Source organism: Pukyongia salina (genome assembly GCF_002966125.1).
Taxonomy (GTDB): domain Bacteria; phylum Bacteroidota; class Bacteroidia; order Flavobacteriales; family Flavobacteriaceae; genus Pukyongia; species Pukyongia salina.
On sequence record NZ_CP027062.1, the window covers coordinates 791,796 to 815,947 of the forward strand.

19 protein-coding genes are annotated in these 24,152 nt (G+C 43.0%); 4 read left to right on the forward strand and 15 right to left on the reverse strand.

The features are described from left to right. Positions 1 to 9: 9 nt before the first annotated feature. From queG to C5O00_RS03625, 12 genes are all read right to left on the reverse strand, one after another. Positions 10 to 933 (reverse strand): tRNA epoxyqueuosine(34) reductase QueG, encoded by a 924-nt coding sequence (queG, locus tag C5O00_RS03570; RefSeq protein WP_105215015.1) that lies wholly within the window; start codon positions 931 to 933, stop codon positions 10 to 12. Then, positions 930 to 2,285 carry a cytochrome P450 gene (locus tag C5O00_RS03575; protein ID WP_105215017.1) on the reverse strand — a complete coding sequence of 452 codons (1,356 nt, stop codon included), beginning with the start codon at positions 2,283 to 2,285 and terminating at the stop codon, positions 930 to 932. The genes queG and C5O00_RS03575 overlap by 4 nt, the downstream gene beginning before the upstream one ends. An 8-nt stretch (positions 2,286 to 2,293) precedes the next feature. Then, a complete protein-coding gene (gene ruvB, locus C5O00_RS03580; RefSeq protein WP_105215019.1) occupies positions 2,294 to 3,316 on the reverse strand; it encodes a Holliday junction branch migration DNA helicase RuvB in 1,023 nt (340 codons plus the stop codon). A gap of 201 nt (positions 3,317 to 3,517) precedes the next feature. Then, the gene (locus tag C5O00_RS03585) at positions 3,518 to 4,912 is read right to left on the reverse strand and encodes an MATE family efflux transporter (protein WP_105215021.1); all 1,395 of its coding nucleotides are present in this window, start codon (positions 4,910 to 4,912) and stop codon (positions 3,518 to 3,520) included. A gap of 85 nt (positions 4,913 to 4,997) precedes the next feature. Next, a complete protein-coding gene (locus C5O00_RS03590; RefSeq protein ID WP_105215023.1) occupies positions 4,998 to 6,824 on the reverse strand; it encodes a cytochrome c oxidase subunit I in 1,827 nt (608 codons plus the stop codon). 18 nt (positions 6,825 to 6,842) lie between these two features. Continuing rightward, positions 6,843 to 7,901 carry a cytochrome c oxidase subunit II gene (locus C5O00_RS03595; RefSeq protein WP_105215025.1) on the reverse strand — a complete coding sequence of 353 codons (1,059 nt, stop codon included), beginning with the start codon at positions 7,899 to 7,901 and terminating at the stop codon, positions 6,843 to 6,845. Positions 7,902 to 7,925: 24 nt separating this feature from the next. After that, entirely contained in the window at positions 7,926 to 9,260 is a 1,335-nt protein-coding gene (locus C5O00_RS03600; RefSeq protein WP_105215027.1) for a quinol:cytochrome C oxidoreductase, read from the reverse strand. A gap of 36 nt (positions 9,261 to 9,296) precedes the next feature. Continuing rightward, a complete protein-coding gene (locus C5O00_RS03605; protein ID WP_244593024.1) occupies positions 9,297 to 9,959 on the reverse strand; it encodes a c-type cytochrome in 663 nt (220 codons plus the stop codon). A gap of 1 nt (position 9,960) precedes the next feature. Further along, entirely contained in the window at positions 9,961 to 10,497 is a 537-nt protein-coding gene (locus C5O00_RS03610) for a DUF3341 domain-containing protein (protein WP_105215031.1), read from the reverse strand. Positions 10,498 to 10,499: 2 nt separating this feature from the next. Then, positions 10,500 to 12,242 (reverse strand): helix-hairpin-helix domain-containing protein, encoded by a 1,743-nt coding sequence (locus C5O00_RS03615; RefSeq protein WP_105215033.1) that lies wholly within the window; start codon positions 12,240 to 12,242, stop codon positions 10,500 to 10,502. A 31-nt stretch (positions 12,243 to 12,273) separates the two neighbouring features. Then, on the reverse strand, positions 12,274 to 15,333 hold the full coding sequence (locus C5O00_RS03620) for a TAT-variant-translocated molybdopterin oxidoreductase (protein WP_105215035.1): 3,060 nt from the start codon (positions 15,331 to 15,333) through the stop codon (positions 12,274 to 12,276). A 30-nt stretch (positions 15,334 to 15,363) separates the two neighbouring features. Next, a complete protein-coding gene (locus tag C5O00_RS03625; protein ID WP_105215036.1) occupies positions 15,364 to 16,686 on the reverse strand; it encodes a c-type cytochrome in 1,323 nt (440 codons plus the stop codon). A gap of 223 nt (positions 16,687 to 16,909) precedes the next feature. Between C5O00_RS03625 and C5O00_RS03630 the strand changes: the two genes are divergently transcribed. Together C5O00_RS03630 and C5O00_RS03635 are read left to right on the forward strand one after the other, a co-directional pair. Continuing rightward, complete coding sequence (locus tag C5O00_RS03630; RefSeq protein ID WP_105215037.1) at positions 16,910 to 17,314, forward strand: SPOR domain-containing protein; 405 nt, start codon at positions 16,910 to 16,912, stop codon at positions 17,312 to 17,314. A 129-nt stretch (positions 17,315 to 17,443) separates the two neighbouring features. Next, positions 17,444 to 18,049: a DinB family protein gene (locus C5O00_RS03635; protein ID WP_105215038.1), complete on the forward strand. Its 606-nt coding sequence runs from the start codon at positions 17,444 to 17,446 to the stop codon at positions 18,047 to 18,049. An 87-nt stretch (positions 18,050 to 18,136) separates the two neighbouring features. On the opposite strand, the gene infB is transcribed toward C5O00_RS03635, so the two are convergent. From infB to rimP, 3 genes are read right to left on the reverse strand one after another with little or no spacing between them, the layout of a single operon-like run. Then, positions 18,137 to 20,803, reverse strand: coding sequence for a translation initiation factor IF-2 (gene infB, locus C5O00_RS03640; protein ID WP_105215039.1), 2,667 nt, complete (start codon positions 20,801 to 20,803; stop codon positions 18,137 to 18,139). Positions 20,804 to 20,856: 53 nt separating this feature from the next. Next, positions 20,857 to 22,089 carry a transcription termination factor NusA gene (nusA, locus tag C5O00_RS03645; protein WP_105215040.1) on the reverse strand — a complete coding sequence of 411 codons (1,233 nt, stop codon included), beginning with the start codon at positions 22,087 to 22,089 and terminating at the stop codon, positions 20,857 to 20,859. 6 nt (positions 22,090 to 22,095) lie between these two features. Beyond that, positions 22,096 to 22,560, reverse strand: a complete 465-nt coding sequence (gene rimP, locus C5O00_RS03650) for a ribosome assembly cofactor RimP (protein WP_105215041.1) — start codon at positions 22,558 to 22,560, stop codon at positions 22,096 to 22,098. A gap of 160 nt (positions 22,561 to 22,720) precedes the next feature. On the opposite strand from rimP, the gene C5O00_RS03655 reads away from it, so the two are divergent. Both C5O00_RS03655 and C5O00_RS03660 read left to right on the forward strand, forming a co-directional pair. Further along, positions 22,721 to 23,542 carry a universal stress protein gene (locus C5O00_RS03655; protein ID WP_105217562.1) on the forward strand — a complete coding sequence of 274 codons (822 nt, stop codon included), beginning with the start codon at positions 22,721 to 22,723 and terminating at the stop codon, positions 23,540 to 23,542. Continuing rightward, positions 23,542 to 24,144: a hypothetical protein gene (locus tag C5O00_RS03660; protein ID WP_158676771.1), complete on the forward strand. Its 603-nt coding sequence runs from the start codon at positions 23,542 to 23,544 to the stop codon at positions 24,142 to 24,144. The genes C5O00_RS03655 and C5O00_RS03660 overlap by 1 nt, the downstream gene beginning before the upstream one ends. The last annotated feature ends 8 nt before the right edge of the window (positions 24,145 to 24,152 follow it).

Here is a 24,152-nt window from a genome sequence, read left to right on the forward strand (position 1 = left end):
ATTTAGTCGTTAATCTTTCAGGAAGCTTATATTTCTTTTCAAACCCTTGAACCCGGTTCTTTTTACGGCACTATTCTTAAATAGCCTCATAAATACTTCCTCCGTGATCTCTTCCCAATCGCCTTTAGACAGCTGTAGCAATTCCGGATTAGGATCGAATAAAGGTTCTCTATGTGCCCGGCTGAATCGATTCCACGGACACACATCCTGGCAGACATCGCATCCAAACATCCAGTCGTCGAATTTTCCGGAAAACTTTGAAGGGATCTCGTTTTTAAGCTCAATGGTAAAGTAAGAAATGCATTTGCTCCCGTCCACAACATAGGGTTCAACTATGGCCTGAGTAGGACAAGCATCGATACAGGCGGTACAACTTCCACAATGATCGGTCACCGGAGTGTCGTATTCAAGATCCAGATCGATGATAAGTTCGGCAATGAAATAAAAGGACCCCAATTGCTTGGTGAGCAGGTTGCTGTGTTTTCCCATCCATCCAAGTCCGCTCTTGGCAGCCCAGGCCTTATCTAATACCGGAGCCGAATCGACAAAGGCTCTTCCATGAACGTCTCCAATTTCTTCGCGTATAAAATTGAGTAATTGTTTCAATTTATCCTTGATCACAAAATGGTAATCGGTTCCGTAGGCGTATTTGGAAATCTTATAGCTGTCTTCCCTCTGGGTTTGCTTCGGAAAATAATTTAAGAGTAATGAAACTACACTTTTTGCTCCCGGAACAAGCAGGGTGGGATCCAGTCTTTTATCGAAATGATTCTCCATATAAGACATTTCTCCCTGCATATTATCATTCAGCCATTTTTCGAGCCGGGGTGCTTCTTCTTCCAGGAATCCGGCCTTACTTATCCCACAGCTTAGAAAACCAAGACGGGTGGCTTCAGATTTAATAAGATCGGTATTTGTTGCGGGTCTACTCATGAATGGTCTCTGCGCTCGAAATTTATTAAAATATCCACTGGTTTCAGTGTAATAAGCGGATTAACCTTTGGTTCATTTAATTGAGTGTTTAATTTATAATGATATACCAAATGAGACACCGCCAGCACCATCTCGTAAATAGCAAACCCCATTCCGATGCACATTCTGGGCCCCGCCCCAAAAGGATAGTAGATTCCGGCAGTTTCTTTTTTATGTTCACCCAGAAAGCGTTCTGGTACGAAATCATCCGGGTTCTCCCAGTATTTGGGATTTCTGTGAAGTTCGTAGAAGGAGACCCCTACCAGCGTATTCTTCCTGATATGATAATCTCCAATGGTGTCATCTTCCAAATTCTCCCGGTCTGTGATCCAGGCAGGAGGGTACAACCGCATGGATTCGTCGATCACAGCCCTAGTGTATGGCAACTGTTTTATTTGTTCAAGAGGATCTTGGGTTGCTGAAACTGCTACCAGCACTTCATCAAACACCCGCTGCTGCACCTTCGGGTGTCTGGCCAGGAGAAAGGAGGTAAAGGCTAATGCATTGGCCGTGGTTTCATGCCCGGCAACAAACAATATGGAGATCTCATCTACGAGCTGTCTGGTACTCATTGGCTCTCTTGTATCCTCATAGCGGGTAGCAAGCAACATATCTAGCAGATCATCATGCGATTGAGTGCTGGCCTTGCGTTCTTCTATAATTTTGCCAATGATTTCCCTGCTCTCTTCCGAAAGCAATTTGTGCTTTTTAACCTGCCCGCTTAGTTTGAACCACCAGCCTTTATGCGGTAATCGCACCTCTTTAACCAGAAACAATTGTATCTCCTGTATAATATACTGCAGTCGTTTCAATTGGTCTGTCGAGACGCTCAAATTAAATAGTGATTTCGCAACTACATTAAACGCAAGTTGATTCATTACCTTAAAAACATCAATACTGCTTTCTGTAGTAAGCTCGTCGAGTTCGCCGGCTATGGTCTTCTGCATAAGACCTAACAGGCTATCCATCTTTTTCTTGTGAAAAGCCGGTTGAATTAACCTGCGCTGCTTCAGCCAAAATTCTCCGTTTGCCGTAAGCAGTCCCATGCCAAGATATTTGGAGAGATATTTAGTTTGAATGGTCGATTTGTAGTAGTTCTTATGATTTTTCTGAAGAATGTGTTGCACAACATCCTTGTCTCTGGAAAGCATAAGGTGTTTCCTTCGACCCAATTTTACTGCAAAAGTATCGCCATATAAGTTGAAAAACTGCCGGTGAAACGGGATGGGATTCTTGCGAATGGCTTCGGCGTTCAGAAAAAATTTTAAGAGCGGCAGTCGTTCGGGATAATTATATTTAGTCTTTGCCGCCATGGATCATTTTAAAATAATCCGCCTTGTGATCCGCCTTTTAACTTCCCGAGATGTTTATATGCCGCTTCGGTAACTTCGCGTCCACGCGGGGTACGCACTATAAAGCCCTGCTGAATTAAAAATGGTTCGTAAACCTCTTCTATGGTTTCCGAACTTTCGGAAACAGCAGTTGCCAGAGTTGTGATTCCAACCGGACCTCCTTTAAACTTATCGATAAGCGTGGTCAATATCTTATTGTCCATTTCATCCAGGCCATGTGCATCTACATGCAGTGCCTCCAGGGCATACTTAGCGATCTTAATGTCGATGTTACCATCACCTTTTATCTGGGCAAAATCTCGTACGCGGCGGAGTAGAGCATTTGCTATACGGGGTGTTCCTCTGCTTCGGCCTGCAATTTCTATGGCTGCTTCCATGTTGATAGGGACCTTTAGTATCCCGGCGCTTCGTTGTACTATAGTGGTAAGGAGCTCGGTAGAGTAATATTGCAATCGGGAGGCTATCCCAAAGCGGGCACGCATAGGTGCGGTAAGCAAACCCGAGCGTGTGGTTGCACCCACTAGGGTGAACGGATTGAGGTTTATTTGGACTGTACGGGCATTTGGCCCTGTCTCTATCATAATATCGATCTTATAATCTTCCATGGCCGAATACAAGTATTCTTCTACGATAGGGCTTAGCCTGTGGATCTCATCTATAAAGAGGACATCGCGCTCTTCCAGGTTAGTAAGTAATCCCGCGAGATCACCCGGCTTGTCCAACACAGGCCCGGAAGTAACTTTTATGGAGACATCCAGTTCGTTTGCAAGTATATGTGCGAGGGTAGTTTTTCCAAGGCCGGGTGGACCATGGAACAAGGTATGATCCAGTGCCTCATCTCGAAGATTGGCAGCCTGAACAAAGATCTGAAGATTTTCCAGCGCCTGGTCTTGTCCGGTAAAATCGTCGAAGGTTAACGGACGTAATTTCTTCTCAATATCAAGTTCCTGAGGTGAAAGTTGTTCTCCGGTAGGATCCAGGTGTTCGTTCATAACACAAATATACGAAGAGTGGAATTACCTTAGTTTGATTATTTTGTATAAAGCGAAAGCCGTAACGAAATGTACGGCTTTCACTGAGTAGCAATCTCCCCAAATTGCCAAAAACTGGTATTTATATCTCAAATATACCCTTGTAAAAGTTCCCGTCATATACGTGAAATCACGTAATCGATGTAAGAAATTCGCTGTTAATTACACCTGTACCGTTTTCCAGTTACCTTTCTTAAACCAGATGATCCCAATTATTGCGATAAGTACTTCTGCAGAGGTAATGGCCCACAGCACGCCATTGACGCCCCAGTCGAAAACTATTGCTGCCAGGTAAGCGAAAGGAAGTTGAAACAGCCAGAAACAGAAGAAATTTATGATGGTAGGCGTTCGTGTGTTTCCCGCTCCATTGAAAGCTTGTACGATCACCATTCCATAGGCATAGGCTACATAGCCCGCCGCGATGATACGAAGGCTTAAGGCTCCGTTCTCTATCACCGAGGGATCATCACTGAAGATCTTCAAGATCATTTCAGCAAATAAGAGATAAAACACCGAAACAGCCGCCATAAACCAGACGTTGTACTTACCGGTTTTCCAAACCGAGGACTCTGCACGATCCGGTTTTTGGGCACCGAGATTCTGTCCCACCAAAGTAGCCGCTGCATTACTCATTCCCCAGGAAGGCATTAAAGTGAACATGAGTACGCGGATAGCAATGGTGTATCCGGCTAGTACCTCACTACCAAATTCGGCCATGATCCGCATTAGAAATACCCAACTGGATGTCCCGATAATAAACTGGCCGATTCCCCCCAGGGATACACGGATCAGGTTCAGCATGATCCCTAATCTGAACACAACATCTTTAAGGCCAACTTTAATTCGGCTCCAGCCATAAAACAATATGACCAATTGCAATATAACCGCACTTCCTCTTCCTATAGTTGTTGCAATCGCCGCACCTTTTACTCCATAGGCAGGAATAGGACCAAAACCGAAGATAAACATGGGGTCCAGGATAATATTTAGAAGGTTTGAAAAGATCAATACCTTCATCGCCACAGACGCATCACCAGCCCCACGGAAGATCGCGTTGATGATGAACAGCAGCATAATGGTTACGTTCCCACCAAGCAATATTTGGGTATACCCATAACCTTCCTCAATAAGATCTGTTTCCCCGCCCATAAGGCCGAGGATTTCCTTCGGAAATAAAATTCCTATAACACTCACTATTACGGCCAGTGCGATCCCGAGAAATATAGATTGTACAGCCGCTTTTGAAGCTCCGGAAACGTTCTTCTCTCCAATACGCCTTGCCACGATAGCGGTTACTCCCATACTCAATCCAATCGCAATTGCGTATACCAGGGTGAGTACAGATTCGGTTAGTCCAACTGTAGCTATGGCATTTGCTCCCAGGCTAGAAACAAAATACGCATCCACCAGGAAGAAAACAGATTCCATCATCATCTCCAGCACCATGGGTACCGAAAGGAGAAAGATCGCCTTTCTAATACTTCCTGAAGTAAAGTCCTGGTCTTTTCCTGCAATCGCCTGAGGTAGATATTTAATAATCTTTTTAAGGGTCTCCAAGAGTGATCTAAATTTTTAAGGGGTTTAAGGTACTAAAAAACCCTCTCGATTTGGAGAGGGTTTTTTGTAGTTGCTATTTTTTCAATTAATGATTCAGCTCTTCTTCATTTTCCTGCAGCGGGATATGCTGCGGCACATAATCCTGACCTGGAATCACATAGTCGCTTTCATCTTTATTGAGTTTACTATAATCGTAAGACCAACGATACACATGCGGAATAGGACCATCCCAGTTTCCATGAATATGTTTGATTGGTGCCGTCCATTCCAAAGTATTGGATTTCCAAGGATTTTGAGGGCCTTTTTTCCCGTAGAACATAGAATGAATAAAGTTGTATAGGAAAACTAACTGTGCCGCTGCAGTAATGATCGCAAAAATTGTGATCACAACATTCACGTCGGCCAGATCGTCGAAATACGGGAAGTTGGTGTTATTGTAATAACGTCTTGGCAGTCCAGCCATTCCAATAAAGTGCATTGGATAGAAAACCCCATAGGCACCTACAGCGGTAACCCAGAAGTGTACAAATCCAAGATTTTTATTCATCATCCTGCTTTGGAACATTTTTGGGAACCAGTGGTACACCCCGGCAAATAATCCATATAAAGCCGAGATTCCCATTACCAGGTGGAAGTGTGCAACCACGAAATAGGTATCGTGTACATTAATATCTAGTGCACTATCACCCAGAATAATACCTGTTAATCCACCCGTGATGAACGTAGATACAAATCCAATTGAAAATAGCATCGCGGGATTTAACTGTAAATTCCCTTTCCATAAGGTAGTGATCCAGTTAAAGGCTTTAACTGCAGAAGGAATTGCAATAAGCAGGGTAGTAAATGTAAATACCGACCCCAGGAACGGATTCATCCCTGATATAAACATATGGTGCCCCCAAACGATCGTAGATAAAAATGCGATCGCTAAGATGGATGCCACCATGGCACGGTAACCAAAGATTGGTTTACGAGAGTTTGTTGCCATGATCTCGGACACAAGACCCATAGCAGGTAATATTACAATATATACTTCGGGGTGCCCCAGGAACCAGAAAAGGTGTTCAAAGAGCACTGGAGATCCTCCCTGGTTGTGTAATACTTCTCCTGCGATATAAATATCGGAAAGGAAGAAGGAGGTTCCGAAGCTTCTATCCATTATAAGCATTAATGCGGCAGACAATAATACCGGGAAAGAAACCACCCCGATTATGGCTGTTACAAAGAACGCCCAAATTGTTAAAGGAAGGCGAGTCATCGACATCCCTTTGGTTCTTAAGTTTAAAACTGTTACTATATAATTAAGTGACCCGAGAAGTGAGGATGCGATAAAGATCGCCATAGACACTAGCCACAAAGTCATACCGGCACCAGAACCTGGAATAGCCTGCGGTAACGCACTTAACGGCGGATATACTGTCCACCCGGCTGAGGCAGGTCCAGCTTCCACGAAAAGTGAAAAAACCATGATAATACTGGATAGAAAGAACAACCAGTATGAGATCATATTAAGGAACCCGGAAGCCATATCGCGCGCCCCGATCTGTAGTGGTATAAGTAAGTTACTGAAGGTACCACTCAATCCGGCCGTAAGGACAAAGAATACCATGATCGTTCCATGAATAGTTACCAGGGCCAGGTAAACACTTGGGTCCATAACGCCACCCTCGGCCCATTTACCTAATAGTACTTCGAAGATTGTGAAAGGTTCATCCGGCCATGCCAACTGCATCCTGAACAGGATAGACATAGCTATACCAATAATACCCATGAACAATCCTGTAATTAGGTATTGCTTGGAGATCATTTTATGGTCCTGACTAAATATATATTTAGTTATGAACGTCTCTTTGTGATGATGTCCGTGATCGTCGTGATGATCTACTGCGTGTGCTTCGGCGTGTGCTGACATATCTTTTAAGCTAATTTTTTATTGTTTTAATACCGCTGCGAGCGTTTGTTGTTCTTTCATCCATGCATTGAATTCTTCTTCTTCTTCAACAATGATCTTCATTTGCATGTTGTAATGGCTGTTACCACAGATCTTGTTACAAAGTAGCATATAGTCGAATTCATACATCTCCAACTGTTCTTCTCCTGCAGCAGCAAGAGCAATATTATTCTCTGTTCGGATCTTATTGATCTTCTGAACCTTATCTTTCATTTCTTCGGCCTGCCTCATTTCCTCGGTTGTTACAGTAGGTGTAAAGGAGAATTGAGTGATCATCCCCGGCACACAGTTCATCTGAGCCCGGAAATGTGGCATATAAGCAGAATGAAGAACATCCTGTGAGCGCATTTTAAAGATTACTTTTCTTCCTTTTGGCAGATGTAGTTCGTTAACGATCACATCATCCTGAGCATAGGGATCTGAAGCATCCACACCTAGTTGGTTCACACCTTCGATCAATCTTACATTGGCTTCACCAAGGGTGTTATCTTCTCCTCCGTATCGAGCTCTCCAGTCGAACTGGTACGCATACAACTCCACTACTAATGGATCATCTTCTGTATCGATATTCATAATATCGGTCCAGGTGAACAAACCATAAATGATAAGTCCTGCAAGAACTATTACGGGAATGATGGTCCAGATGAATTCAAGCTTATCGTTGTCTGCATAAAATACCGCCTTTTGAGTTTGACGCCCTCTGTATTTAAAGGCAAAGTAGTGCAACAACCATTGCGTGATGATCCCAACAACAAAAATAATGATCATAGAAATCAACCAAAGCTGGTCGATTCCCACCCCGTGCTCCGAGGCCGATCTTGGCAACAACACATCACCCCATTCGTAGAATGAATAAATACAGAGCACATAGATGAATATTACAAATGCGAGCATCAACCATCCCTGGGTGTTATTATCCTTATCGTTGACTATTTCGGAAGTATTCGACTGCTGGCGAGACATCTTGAATATCTTGCCCATTTGCATGACAGCGACTCCAAAAAGAATGATTACTAATACAACTAAAAATGCGGTCATCGTTATCTGTCTTCTAAATTTTGATTAATAATGAAAATGCTTACTTTCTTTGATAAACGGGTTACGCTTGGCCAATAATGGAGCTTTGGTAAGCGCCGTAAATACAACCAAGACAAACAAGCCAAAGAAAAACATTATTGCTCCTATCTCGGGTAAACCGATAAACCAGGAAGCTCCTACGGTAGCTGGCATCACCATATTGAACACGTCTATATAATGCCCAACCAATATTACAATCCCTGTTAAGATCACAAACCAGTTCACACGTTTGTAATCACTATTCATAAGCATCAGTACCGGGAATACGAAATTCATAACCACCATTCCGAAGAAGGGAAGATTATAATCTTCGATTCGTGTTACAAAATAAGTAACCTCTTCGGGGATGTTCGAATACCAGATCAGCATAAATTGTGAGAACCACAAATAGGTCCAGAAAATGCTGAAACCGAACATATATTTTGCAAGGTCATGTATATGACTGTCGTTCACATGCTCCAGGTATCCCTGCGATTTCAACACTATGGTAACCATGGCTATCACAGTGATGGCGCTAACCATCATCCCGGCAAACACATACCAGCCAAACAGGGTTGAGAACCAGTGAGGATCGAAACTCATGATCCAATCCCAGCTCATCATAGATTCTGTAACGATGAAGAATACCAGGAAAATAGCCGAAGCTTTAAAGTTCTTTTTAAACCAGCGATTATCTTCTGCATTATCATCTCTAAGAGAGTTTCGTCTGGACACCCATCTGTACAGGTTCCATCCGCCAAGGAAAATCAATGCTCTAATAAGGAAAAACGGCACGTTTAAAAAGCTGCTTTTCCCTGCGATCAATTTATCGTAATGATCACTTTCGGGGTTAACCAATTCTGGATCCATCCAGTGAAAGATATGATTTACATGGAAAGCCGAAAGCAGTAATAATACAAGTATGATCACAGATGCCACCGGTAAATAGGCCGTGATCCCTTCCATAACCCGGAATAAAACCGGCGACCAACCTGCCTGGGCCGCATACTGAATAGCATAGAATGCCAGAGTCCCAAGGGCGATCATAAAGAAGAAGAAAGATGCCACATACAAGGCAGACCATGGTCTGTTTTGCAATTGATGTAACACATGCTCGTAATGAGCCTCGTCATCGTGGGCTTCTTCACCATGCCCTCCGTTGTGAGATTCATCAACAACAGCATGATCACCACCATGGCCATCACCGTGGCCATCGACCATCATTTCCTTTACTTCGGAAGTTGTTTTAGGAGCCATCAGGAAGCCTGAAACGATTCCAACGGCACCAACTACCATAAAGATAATTGCGAACAGTTTTAATTTATTGGGTAGCGTATACATATCTTTAGCTATTCTCTTTATTCTTTAATGTAATTCTTAGTTATCTACAGGTTCTTCTCCGTTGGTTTCTTCGGCAGACTCTATCAACTGTGGTAAATTATTTACCGCATCTTCTCCCATAGTTTCCACTATCAAACCTGCTTCTCCCTTGAGGGCTGCCATTAGATTAAGCACATGCTGCGTGATCTGCCATCTCTCCAATTCGTTTGTTTGAGAGGCATAAGATCCCATAGCGTTTAATCCATACATCTGTACATGGTAAATACTTCCCTCTGTGATATTTCTTCCCGGATCTGCATAACTTGGTATCCCCAGGAATTTTTCTCGCTGCATCAATATTCCTTGTCCGTCACCTTTTGTTCCATGACACACCGCACAATAGATCTCATATAACTGAGCTCCTTTAGCCAGGTTCTCTTCGGTAACCGGTAAAGTCATTTTAAGTTCTGTACGGGCAAGTTCTAATCCGGCGGTCGAATTTTCATATTCGTACGGCATCCACCCTCTGGGGATAGACCCTTCGGCCGGAAGTTTTGCCTCCATTTCATTCTCAAATATATCGTATTCGCCATATGTTTCGTAACCAACAGGCTCGTACATGTTAGGCATGTACTGATAGTTCGGACTATTAGTATTGGAACAGGACATTATCGCCATGGAAGCAATAATTACAATACTTATGTGAATCGCTTTCTTCATATTAATGGTCTTCATCATTTTCATGAATACTAATTTCCAATGCACCAGTACTAGACAAGAAACTGGAAACTTGCTCTATATCGTGATTACCTGTGTCCACTACCATTAAAAAATGATCATCGGTAGTTCGCACATCGGGGTTTTCGGCTTTCTTAAATGGCCATAATTTACTCCTCATATAAAAGGTTATCACCATTAAGTGAGCTGCAAAGAATACCGTCATTTCGAACATGATCGGCACAAAAGCAGGCATATTCTCTATATAGCTAAAACTTGGTTTACCACCAATATCCTGTGGCCAATCCTGGATCATGATATAATTCATCATGATTATCGCTACACTAAGTCCCACTAGTCCATACAGGAATGAGGTGATAGCAATACGAGTATCGGCCAGCCCCATGGCTTTTTCAAGCCCGTGAACCGGAAATGGTGTATATACTTCTTCGATATGATAGTGTTCATCCCGCACCTTCTTCACAGCGTTCAGGAGGATGTCGTCATCATTATAAATAGCGTGTATCACTTTCGATGCCATAGCTATGAATTATTTTTAAGTTTAGTTGCCTGCCCGGCCCAGTCATCTCTCTTGGCTCTTCCTGGGAACTCATCTATTATGCTGTCCAGCAGGTCGTATTCTCTATCGGTCATTCTACTTACCTGATCAAAGGTATAGATACCCAACTGGTGTAATTTTTGTTCCATTACCGGACCTACACCACTAATTCGTTTAAGATCGTCTGCAGATTGTGTATTTGGATCGAAAGTTCCAATACTCTCTAGCAGGCTATTTATTTTTTCTGAATTGTCCTCGGCCATAGGACTGTCCGGAACTGTTGACGGAGTTTTTACAGTTGCAGTAGCTCCAGGTACCTCACCGTAATGCTTTACATCGTCTCCATGTTCTGCTCTTAATCTCTTATACCGGTCTCCGGATCCCTTCAGTATAGATTTTACCTCCGCCTGAGCGATAACCGGGAAAGTTCTTGCGTAAAGTAGGAACAAAACAAAGAAGAATCCAATGGTTCCGATAAAGATCCCTATGTCCACAAATGTTGGGGAGAACATGGTCCAGGATGAAGGAAGGTAATCACGGTGTAACGAAGTTACAATGATCACAAAACGCTCAAACCACATACCTATGTTCACAACGATCGATATAAAGAAGGAGAACATAATACTAGTTCGTAATTTCTTGAACCACATAAACTGCGGGCTGAACACATTACATGTCATCATGGCCCAGTACGCCCACCAGTATGGTCCGGTAGCACGGTTGAGGAAAGCATATTGTTCGTATTCCACTCCCGAATACCATGCGATAAACAGCTCGGTAATATAGGCTACCCCAACAATTGAACCTGTGATCATGATCACAATGTTCATAAGTTCTATATGCTGAATGGTAATATAGTCTTCCAGATTAGACACTTTTCTCATGATGATAAGAAGCGTCTGTACCATCGCAAAACCAGAGAAGATCGCTCCCGCAACAAAGTAAGGCGGGAAGATGGTAGTGTGCCATCCCGGAATCACAGAAGTGGCGAAGTCGAAAGATACGATTGTATGAACCGAAAGTACAAGAGGAGTTGCCAATCCGGCAAGTACCAATGATACTTCTTCAAATCGTTGCCAGTCTTTTGCACGTCCACTCCATCCAAAAGAAAGGATACTGTACACCCTTTTTGTAAATGGTGTGATGGCACGGTCTCGTATCATAGCGAAATCCGGCAATAGCCCCGTCCACCAGAAAACCAGAGAAACCGAAAGATAGGTTGATATTGCAAATACATCCCAAAGCAGTGGTGAGTTGAAATTTACCCACAGCGAACCAAATTGGTTGGGAATAGGTAGTACCCAATACGCCAGCCAGGGACGTCCCATGTGAATGATAGGGAACAAACCTGCCTGAATAACCGAAAAGATCGTCATCGCCTCGGCAGAGCGGTTGATCGCCATTCTCCATTTCTGACGGAAAAGTAGAAGTACCGCAGAAATCAGGGTTCCTGCGTGACCAATACCTACCCACCAAACGAAATTTGTTATATCCCAGGCCCAGTTAACTGTTGGGTTTAGACCCCATACACCAATTCCGGTGGAAATGGTATAGATAATACAGCCAATACCCCAAAGGAATGCAGCTAATGCTATTCCGAATACAATCCACCAGGATCTGTTGGCCTTTCCTTCTACCGGAGCGGCTACATCCACGGTAACATCGTGGTAGGATTTATTTCCCGTAACTAAGGGTTTTCTAATAGGTGCTTCGTAATGCGACGCCATATCTTTTTGTACTATTTCTTAGTTAGTTATTTTAAGCTTCTTTTGTGTTCCTTACCTGAGTCTGGTACATCACATTTGGCTTTGTTCCAACTGCTTCAAGTAAATGATACATCCTGTCGTCATGCTTCTTCTTATAAACCTCACTTTCGTGATCGTTCACATCACCAAAGACAATAGCCCCTGTGTTACATGCCGAAGAACATGCTGTTTTAAATTCTCCATCCTTGATCGGTCTTCCATCCCGTTTTGCATCTAAAATGGTTTTCTGAGTCATCTGAATACACATCGAGCATTTTTCCATTACTCCACGTGATCTCACCACTACATCCGGATTTAAGACCATTCTTCCAAGGTCGTTATTCATATGATAATCGAACTCATCATTCTCGGCATATAAGAACCAGTTGAAACGACGAACCTTATATGGACAGTTGTTTGCACAGTAACGCGTACCAACACAACGGTTATAGGCCATGTGGTTTTGTCCCTGGCGTCCATGTGATGTAGCCGCTACCGGACAAACCGTCTCACAAGGAGCATGGTTACAGTGCTGACACATTACAGGTTGAAAGGCAACCTGTGGATTCTCGGAAGCTTGTTCCAGTTCTCCGAATTCGGAAAGCGAACTTCCCAGACCGGAAATATTTTCTTTTTTATCAAGATCTACCGCGAACGACTCCTGACTCGAATAATACCGGTCGATACGAAGCCAGTGCATGCTTCTACTCTTTCGAATCTCGTTCTTACCAACTACGGGCACATTATTTTCAGCATTACAAGCAATAACACATGCCCCACAACCTGTACAAGCGTTCAGGTCTATGGATAAGTTAAAGTGATGTCCTACCGAACGATCAAAAGAATCCCAAAGGTCGGCATCCGGAGATGTCACAGGAATTTCCTTATGATCTTTAGAAACCATTGGCATGGCATTCCATACCGAAGCATCTTTTGTATTAAATATCTCGAGGGTAGTTTCGCGAATAATATCACGACCCATCATCGTATTTTGTAGCTGAACACAAGCAAACTCATGGATACCACTTGTTTTGGTAACACTTACATTCTGTACAGCATTAAAATTGTTGTACAAAGGGAAGGCATTAACTCCAGTTTGCATTTCGGTTTGAATTGCAGCCGTCTTACCATAACCCAAGGCTAAACCAATGGATCCTTTTGCCTGACCAGGCTGAATTATCACCGGTACATTTTCAACAGTAACATCTCCCATAGAGACATTCACATAACTTCCGTTTAGCGCACCATTGGCTACATTGAAGTTTTCAATTCCCATGGCTTCAGCATCTGAAGCAGACATGGTAACATAATTATCCCAGGCAGCTCGGGTAATAGGATCGGGCATCTCTTGCAACCAAGGGTTGTTTGCCTGTTGTCCATCACCCATCGAAGTTTTGGTATATAAGGTAAGTTCCATACCACCTTCTTGTGAATTCGCTAATAAAGCGCCTTCAGAAGTACTGCTCTCAAGTGTATTTAGTGCGGGTGTAGTTTCCAGAACTTCCAGTTCAACATCACTTTCGAAAACTCCATCCTGAACAGCTTTGTTCCAGGAGGCTCCGGCAAGAATATTGGTTTCCCAATTCTCGCGTAGGTAATCGTAGTATGGTTTGTCATTACCAGACCATTTCAACAGACATTCCTGAAATTGTTTTGTGTTGAAAAGAGGTCTGATAGCGGGTTGTGTGATCCCAAAATTCCCTTTCTTGGTTTGAATATCGCCCCAACTCTCCAAATAGTGAGGCGTTGCCGCCACCATTTTTGCAAGAGAAGCAGTAGCGTCCTCCTTCATAGAGAAGGCAAGAGACAGCTCCAGATTTTTATACGCATCGGCAAACGATGGATGAGGGAAGGAATAAACCGGATCTACTCCTACTGTGATAAGTCCTTTTATACTCCCTGAAACAACCCCGTTCATCACGGCTGTGACTTCGGCGGTGTTCCCCATTGAGGTAAGGCGAGGCTTATCGGTATCCATAGCCATACTTCCTCTGGACTCATTGTAATTTAATACAGCCGATTGGGCAGCCACATCGGGCAGACCTGTAACGATCACGCCTTTATTTCCGGCACGATCAAGCTCGGCTTTTGCAGCTCTAACAGCTTCGGCAACGCCCTCCGGTAATCCGGACATGCTGCCTCCTGTTAAAGCCATAACTATTTTTTTCTGATCTGAAGGTTTTACAGGAACTCGCTTATCTGCGTTAGCTCCGGATAGAGTCATATTCGCCTCAAACTGAATATGTCGTGACATCTTACCATTCTTCGGAACACGATTTTCAATATAACCCGGGGAGTAACCTCCACCTTGCCAGTCACCTAAGAAATCTGCACCCACAGAGACGATCACTTCCGCTTTGGAAAAATCGTAATCTGCCAAGCCACGGCTTCCGTATTTCGCCTGGTAGGCATCTGCCGCTTCCGAAGAAGAAACTGTATCATAAACTACATGACGAACATGAGGGAACTGAGTAATAAATTCCTGAATTAATTTTGAGGTGGTAGGGCTGGCGAAAGTTTGCGTAAGAAGTACAACATCTTTGCCTGTCATCTGACTCAGGGTAGCAACTACACCCGCGTTGAAGTCGTCCCAACTTACTTCTTCATCTCCTACTCTGGGGGCCATCAACCTGTTCTTGTCGTACAACGATAGAACAGACGCCTGAACACGAGCATTTACCTCATTGTTCTTTGCAAGATCGTTACGCTCTATTTTAATAGGACGCCCTTCACGAGTCTTTACCAATACGTTGGCGAAATCGAATCCATCACCAATGGAAGATGCGTAGTAATTTGCCACACCGGGAACAATTTCGTCCGGAGCCACAACGTAAGGGATGGATTTGATCACCGGCCCTTCACAGGCAGCCAATGAGGCCGCTGCAGTTGTAAACCCAACATATTTTAAGAAATCGCGTCGTGTGGTTGATGAAGCTTCAAGAGTTTCTTTATCCCCAAGAAAATCGTCTGTGGGAATCTCTTCAACAAATTCGTTTTGTTTCAGCGTCTCAACAATAGAACTGTTTTCTTTCAGTTCTTCAACACTTTTCCAGTATTTCTTGTTTGATGCCATATTCGTTTCTGAAAAATTATTCATTCGTTATTAATAGTGACACTTACCACATTCCAGTCCACCCATCTGTGCGATGGTTAACTGATCTACTCCATACTTCTTCGAAAGTTCTTCGTGTATCTTCTTGTAGTATTCGTTGCCTTTAAGATCTACATTAGTTTCCCTGTGACAGTTGATACACCATCCCATGGTAAGCGGAGAAAACTGCGACATGATCTCCATTTCTTCAACAGGACCATGGCAAGTCTGACATTCAATTCCCGCCACAGTAACGTGTTGCGAGTGATTGAAATATGCAAAATCTGGCAGGTTGTGGATACGAACCCATTTCACAGGCTTCTCTTCTCCGGTATAAGATTGTGTACTCTCATCCCATCCAACGGCTTCGTATAACTTCTTGATCTCATTGGTATAGAATTCTTTTGTGTACCCGTTCTCAACATCTTCCTCTCCGTTATATTCGGAGATCATTTTGTGACAGTTCATACATACATTTAGAGAAGGAATCCCTGAATGCTTACTCTTTCTTGCAGAGCTGTGACAGTAATTACAATCTATCTGGTTGTCCCCTGCGTGAATTTTATGAGAGTAGTGAATTGGTTGAACCGGAGCATAACCCTGGTCTACACCTATTTGCATCATCCAGCCATAGGCAAAATAACCGGAAGCCAGCAATAAGAAAATTGAGGTAACAAATACAAGGAACTGATTTTGTACAAATGCTTTCCAGATAGGAGGACGTTTCTCGCTAACTTCATATTCCACACCATTGGCCTCTGCGATCCTGCGAAGTGTCTTATTAACTAACACCAGCATGACCACCAACAATAAAAAGATCAAGGCAAGTGCCGCAAGGATGATGTTATTGGTTGGGCCGTCTCCATTTCCACCTCCACCACCGGTGGCTCCAGTAACAGCTACAGTTGGTTCTGGTTTTGGGGTATAGGTATAGGCGATAATATTATCGATATCGGTATCGCTTAACGCCGGAAAGGCGGTCATAACCGATTGGTTGTTCTCTTCGAAAATGGCGATTGCCTTCGGGTCGCCGGATTTAATAAAATCCTGACTGTTTCGAATCCATTTGTATAGCCATTCTTTATCGTATTTGTCACCCACGCCAAATAAAGCAGGCCCTACTCCTTTTTTGTAGAGCTTGTGGCAGGCAGCACAGTTGGCATTGAAGAGGGTCTTTCCAGCAGCCGCATCACCAACCCCGGTAGCCGGAGCAGTTTCGGTTGTGGCAGCGGCCATCTCTTCCTGTGCGTATGTGGTTGTTGAAAACGTTAGCAGAAGAGCTAACAACAGAAGTGACAATTGAGTTGGTAGATTTCGAAACTTCACCTTTATCATACTAATGGTTAATTATTGTCAAAAGTTTGGCACGTAATTGGTTATAGCTTATGCGAATTTCGCAGGTGTTTCCATGCCTAAAATAACCCTGCAAAAGTACGGTATAAGATCGATTTTAGAAATCTAAACAAAGTGTTAACGGTTAATTTATAATTATTCTAAATAATAATTTTAACCAATGTGAAGTTTATAAGATTTACATTTGTATTCAATATCAATTTACATGCGATTATCACATTTTCATAAACTATTTATTTTCAGTATATTAATCTGTTTTACTGTTAACAATATCTCTGCTCAACAGGCAACGGTCACAGTAAATCAGGATGCACAAATTCCTCAATTACTCGAGTTGAAAAAAAGCCTCGAGAAAGAAAATAAATTAAGCGACGGATATACAATACAGTTGTATTACGGAGAACTAAATAGGGCAAATTCGGTGATTAGAAAATACCGAAACATTTATTCGGCTTGGCCTGCCTCTATCGAATACGAAACACCCAATTATAAAGTTTGGGTTGGAAACTTTTCTACCCGTCTGGAAGCAGACAGGGCACTAATTGAAATTCAGCGGGATTTCTCCTCGGCTTTTATACTGAAACCGGAGCGCAAAAAGAAAAGTAAATAACTCCTCTTTTCGAGTATATTTTCTTCAGTATTAGGTGGATAATGTATTTTTTTTCTGAAAGTGTCCAAGTTTTTAGCCGTAGCTTCGTCTAAGTATAAATAAGGATATTCAACCATAAAAACCATAATTATGAAGAAACTACTATTACCACTGGTATGCGTCCTTTTATTGAGCTTCACAATATCTGATGGTGGACTCACTAAGGAAGAACGTAAAATGGCCGTTGCCGAAATGACCAATTCGCACGACCACCTCATGATAGCACTTCACGGGCTTAGCGAGGCACAATTGAATTATAAGATGACCCCCGATTCCTGGTCTATTGCAGAATGTGTTGAACATATTGCAATTTCCGAAGATACTTTTGCCGGGATGCTACAGGGACTTTTAAAGACAGAAGCAGATCCTGCTAACAGGGATAAGGTTTCGGTTGGGGATAAGGACCTCATCGCTATGATGGTGGACCGCACTAATAAGGTGAAAACTCAAGAACCATTCGAGCCTTCCGGAAAGTATGGCTCGCACGAAGCAACGCTGAAAGCGTTTAAATCGGCCAGAAAAAAGAATATAGATTTTGTGAATACCAGCAATGCCGATTTCAGAAATCGTGTTCAGGAGTTTCCCTTCGGAACTGTAGACGCCTTTCAGGTAGTTTTGTTCATGTCTGCACACAGCGAACGACATGTTAGGCAGATCGAGGAGATCAAGACAAGTGCCGATTTTCCGAAGAACTAAAAAATGGCTCTCGTTATAATTACGAGACACATATCCTAATAAAAAAGGCGGCCAATGGCCGCCTTTTTTATTTTATAGGGTTCAGAATTATAACTTCTTCTTAACCTCAACTTCCTGGAAGCCTTCGATTATATCGCCTTCTTTTATATCGTTGTAATTCTTCAGTTGTATTCCACAGTCGTAACCTTTGGCTACTTCTTTTACATCATCCTTAAACCTCTTAAGGGATTCCAGCTCGCCGGTGTGAACAACCACGCCTTCGCGGATCAATCGGATACCGGAGTTTCTTAAGATCTTTCCGGTGGTCACCATACATCCTGCGATAGTTCCAACTTTCGATATCTTGAAAGTCTCGCGTATCTCGGCGGTTCCAGTGATCTCCTCTTTCAACTCCGGAGACAACATTCCCTCCATCGCATCTTTCAAGTCGTTTATAGCATCATAGATGATGGAATACGTTCTAATATCGATCTCTTCCTTATCGGCGATCTGCCTTGCATTACCCATAGGACGAACATTAAATCCGATAATGATCGCATCCGATGCCGAAGCAAGTAGTACATCACTTTCGGTGATCGCACCTACACCTTTGTGAATAATATTCACCTGTATCTCTTCCGTGGATAGTTTCAGGAAGGAATCCGTTAATGCTTCAACAGATCCGTCCACATCACCTTTCAGAATAATATTCAGTTCTTTAAATTCTCCAAGAGCAATACGTCTTCCAATTTCATCAAGAGTGATATGACGCTGCGTTCTTACAGACTGCTCACGTTGCAACTGCATACGCTTGTTCGCAATATCCTTGGCTTCGCGTTCATCTTCAAAAACATTGAACTTATCACCTGCCTGGGGCGCTCCATCCAGTCCTAGTATGGAAACTGGTGTTGACGGCCCGGCCTTTTTAATTTTCTTACCTCGCTCATCCTGCATGGCTTTCACTTTTCCACTGTGCTGCCCGGCAAGTACATAATCCCCAACTTCCAGGGTACCTCCCTGAACAAGTATGGTTGAAACATATCCTCTTCCTTTATCCAGGAAGGCTTCTACTACGGTTCCGTAGGCATTTCTATTTGGATTGGCTTTAAGCTCAAGTAATTCTGCTTCAAGGAGAACTTTTTCAAGTAACTCTTTTACCCCTTCTCCGGTTTTAGCGGAAATATCATGTGATTGGATCTTTCCACCCCAGTCCTCAACGAGTAAATTCATATTGGCAAGACCTTCTTTGATCTTATCGGGGTTTGCGGTTGGCTTGTCCACCTTATTGATGGCAAAAACTATTGGAACGCCGGCTGCCTGGGCATGACTTATGGCCTCTTTGGTCTGAGGCATAATATCATCATCGGCCGCGATCACAATTATAGCAAGGTCTGTTACCTGAGCTCCTCGTGCACGCATAGCGGTAAAGGCCTCGTGACCCGGAGTATCCAGGAATGCAATTTTTTGTCCGTTTTCTAGGGTAACACCGTAGGCACCAATGTGCTGTGTAATACCCCCAGATTCTCCTGCAATAACATTCTCCTCACGAATGTAATCCAGTAGTGAAGTTTTACCGTGATCTACGTGACCCATTACGGTAACGATTGGTGCACGAGGCTCCAGATCTTCGGGAGCATCCTCCTCTTCATGGATGGCTTCTTCAATATCGGCAGTTACAAATTCTACCTGATATCCAAACTCATCTGCCACGATTGTAAGTGTCTCCGCGTCGAGACGCTGATTCATGGTTACCATCATTCCTAATGACATACAAGCCGAGATCACTTCGGTTACCGGCACATTCATCATGGTAGCTACTTCGCTCACCGTAACGAATTCGGTTACTTTAAGTACTGTGCTCTCTGCTTCCTGCTGAGCCAGTTCCTCTTCCGATTTCTGGCGGTGAATATCTCTTTTTTCTCGTCGGTACTTGGCTCCCTTTCCTTTAGAGGATTTCCCTTGTAGTTTCTCAAGAGTTTCCCGTACCTGCTTTTGCACTTCTTCCTCGCTAGGCTCTTCCTTAGGAATATTGCTTCTGCCTCTTCGGCCGCGATTATCCCTTTGGTTGCCTGCACCTTTTGAAGGCTCTTTACTTATTCGTCTACGGCGACTCTTCTTCTCTTTGTCCTTGGCGTCATCTTTCTTCTCTTCCTTCTTCTTTTCAGGTTTCTTAAATTGAGAAAGGTCTATTTTCTTCCCGGTGAAGTTTGGACCATCCAGTTTCTGGTAATTGGTCTCTACTACTTTTTTACTGTTGTCTTCAGGAACTTCTTCTACGGCTTCTTCAACAGGTTCCTTCTCCACCTTAGCCGTGGTTGTGGCTTTCTCCTTGGTCTTTGCAACTTTGGGTTTTTCTTCTACAACTTCTTCGACAACCTCTGTCTTGGCTTCTACCTTGGCAGCTTCCTTTTTCTTTTCCTTAGAATCTTCAAGGTCTATTTTTCCTACCTGTTTAGGGCCGTCTAGTTTGGCTTCGGCTTTAATAACTTTGGAGGCACTTTTCTTTTCCTTCTCTTCCTGTTCCTTTTCGCGAGCTATACGTAGTTCTTCCTTTTCCTTACGTTTTTCCTCCCCAACTTCCTTGGAAGCTACTTTTTTGCTCTTATCTGTCTGGAACTCGTCGAAAAGCACTTCGTATTCCTCGGCCGTGATCTTGGTAGTTGGGCGTGCCTCTACCTCGTATCCTTTGGAACTCAAAAATTCCACGGCACGATCCAGCGAGATATTGAATTCGCGAAGTACTTTACTAAGCCTCATTGTTTTTACTTCAGCCATAAAAATGCTTTCTCCTAATTTTAATTTTGGTATAAAAGTAGTTAATCTTTTAACTACTCTTCAAATTCTTCTTTTAATATGTTGATTACTTCCTGTATGGTCTCCTGCTCCAGATCGGTACGTTTTACCAGATCGTCAATGTCATGTTCCAGTACACTCTTCGCAGTATCGAGCCCAATTTTATGGAATTCCTCAATGATCCATTCTTCGATCTCATCGGAAAATTCTCTTAGTTCCACATCTTCCTCGGCACCTTCGCGAAGTACGTCGATCTCATAGCCCGTAAGCTGTCCTGCTAAACGTATGTTATGTCCTCCACGCCCGATAGCCTTTGATACTTCCTCAGGTTTAAGGATCACCTCTGCACGCTTGTTTTCTTCGTCTATATTAATAGCAGTTACTCTTGCCGGACTAAGGGCACGAGTTATGAATAGATTAAGGTTATTGGTATAATTTATAACATCGATATTCTCGTTACCCAATTCACGTACAATACCGTGAATACGGGATCCTTTCATACCTACACAAGCTCCTACCGGATCGATACGATCGTCGTAAGAATCTACGGCAACCTTTGCCTTTTCTCCTGGTATTCTAACTACTTTCTTAACGGTTATAAGGCCGTCGAATACTTCCGGAATTTCCTGTTCAAAAAGTTTCTCGAGGAATACAGGGTTGGCGCGTGACATTATAATGGAAGGCTTATTACCTTTTAGCTCCACGCTTTCAATGATCCCTCTTACGTTGTCTCCCTTTCGGAAAAAGTCTGAAGGGATCTGCTTGTCTTTTGGAAGGATGATCTCGTTTCCTTCGTCGTCCAACAGTATCACAGCCCGATGACGAATATGGTGCACTTCTGCCGTATATATCTCGCCTTCCAGTTCCTTGAACTGCTTATAAATATTTGTATTGTCGTGCTCGTGTATCTTAGAGATCAAGTTCTGGCGTAAAGCAAGTATCGACCTTCTACCCAGGTCGATCAGTTTTACCTCTTCAGACACATCTTCCCCAACTTCGAAGTCATCTTCGATCTTTCTTGCTTCCGAAAGAGAGATCTCTTCATTAGGGTCTTCCACCTCTCCATCGGCTACCACTACACGGTTTCTCCATATCTCAAGGTCACCTTTATCCGGGTTGATAATGATATCAAAATTATCGTCACTCCCGTATTTCTTCTTCAAAGCGTTTCTGAAAACGTCTTCCAGTATCGCCATAAGCGTTACTCTGTCAATGAGTTTATCGTCTTTAAATTCAGAGAATGAATCAATTAACGCTAAATTTTCCATGTCATTCTAATTAAATGTTATCATCACTTTTGCTTCAACAATATCGTTGTATGGAATTACCGCTTCTTTTTTTACGGTAACTTTTCCTTTTCCAATGGGCTTGGGTTCACGAGCTTTCCATTGAAGGGTCACGGCATCATCATCAACCCTCGCCAATTCACCTTCTACGGTTTCTTCGGCTGTTCGAACCTTTAGCTTTCTACCCAGATTCTTTTTGTATTGCCGAACCATGGTTAAGGGTTCTGTAACTCCTGCCGAATGCACTTCCAGGGCAAAGTCTTCTTCCTCCCGATCCAGATTATGTTCAATGGCGCGGCTTACATCTATGCAATCCTGCACTGTAACGCCTTTATCTCCATCAATAATGATCCGTATCTGGTTGGCTTCGGAAATAGTAAGATCGATCAAAAACAACTCCGGTTTTTGCCCCAATGCCTCGTTCAATAATTCTTCTACTCGCTCTCGCATTATTTTTTGGCTATAAAAAGAGGGGACTTATTGTCCCCTCGGTTTGTTACGTACCAAATTCGCTGCAAATATATGATATATTTTTCTTATAAAAAAGCAAATGCGAACCGATAAATTTTTTGTATCTTCCTGTAACAAAACCAACTGGAAACACCAATTATTGATGAAAAAAATCCTTGTCCCTACAGATTTTTCAAAACAAGCCGAAAATGCCCTGAAAGTTGCCGCTCAAATGGCCGCGAAAAACGACGGAGAGATCTTCCTGCTTCATAGTATGGAAATCCCTTTACACCTTGCTAATTCGGGTGACTCCGGAAGTTTGCCTGAAGCTTTATACTTTATAAAGTTGGCCGAAAAACGCTTTTCAGAATTATTAAAAAAACCCTATCTGCAAAATATCAGTATTCAAGAAACCATTGGCCACAGTGAGATCTACGACGATATAAAAGAGGCTGTCGATAAAAATAAGATCGAACTTATTGTGATGGGATCACATGGTTCCAGTGGCTTTAAAGAGATGTTCATTGGTAGTAACACTGAGAAGGTTGTACGCACCTCGGAGATACCTGTACTGGTGATAAAGAATGAACATTCTAGTTTCGAAATCCGGGATTTTGTGTTTGCTACCGACTTCTCACAGGAATGCCGAAAACCGTTCATGGACGCGCAAAAATTTGCCAAAGCGATGGAAGCTCATATGCATCTGTTACTTATAAATACTCCCAGTGGATTTAAGACCACGGCGGAGGCTCGTGAAATGATGGAAGCCTTCGTTAGGGGTACAGCTGCCGAAAATTATACCTTGAATATTTATAACGACATCTCTGTTGAAAAGGGGATCCTTAATTTCGCAAAGGAGATCCGCGCCCAATTAATTGGGATGAGTACGCACGGCCGAAAGGGCTTGTCTCATTTCTTCAACGGTAGTATAAGTGAGGATATGGTAAATCATGCTAATATGCCTGTAATTACCTTCAAGATCTAATGCGATCGATCTTTATCCTGATGCTGTCGTGGCTCTTTATGTGCTGCGGAACATCCACTCAAAAATCCAATACCGTCGTTATTGGAAAAGATACAACTTCGGTGGTTGTGGAACCTCCGGAAGAAGTGATAATTGCACCCACCATACCTCCAGACGCCGTCACAGCAAACTACCGCAAAAATACAAAGGCATTTTACGGCTATGTAAAGAATGTTCAGCTGCCCGGCGCTCTAACCACGATCGCCTTTGAAGATAATGCCGCTCCCGAATTGCACCTGAAAAATAGTCTGGGAGCAGAGATCTCCTATCTTAGGTTTCCGCAATTTGAAAGTGATCTGTTACTGGTAAATACAGTGATAAAAGACCCCAACTTCAACAAATATTACCTCTATGTCTTGAGAGACAACCAATGGAAACAGGTAGTAAATGGATGGGCGATCCATAAAGACAACAGACCAGACACTCTTCAGCCAATTACGATCGATGAAGATGACCCAGGTAAAATGTTTCGTTATTATTCTGTTTTCGATCTGGACAAGGATAGCGAATTAGGCTATACCTGGCGCCTGCTAAATGAGAGTATATCCATTGAAAACTGGTAATACCTTGC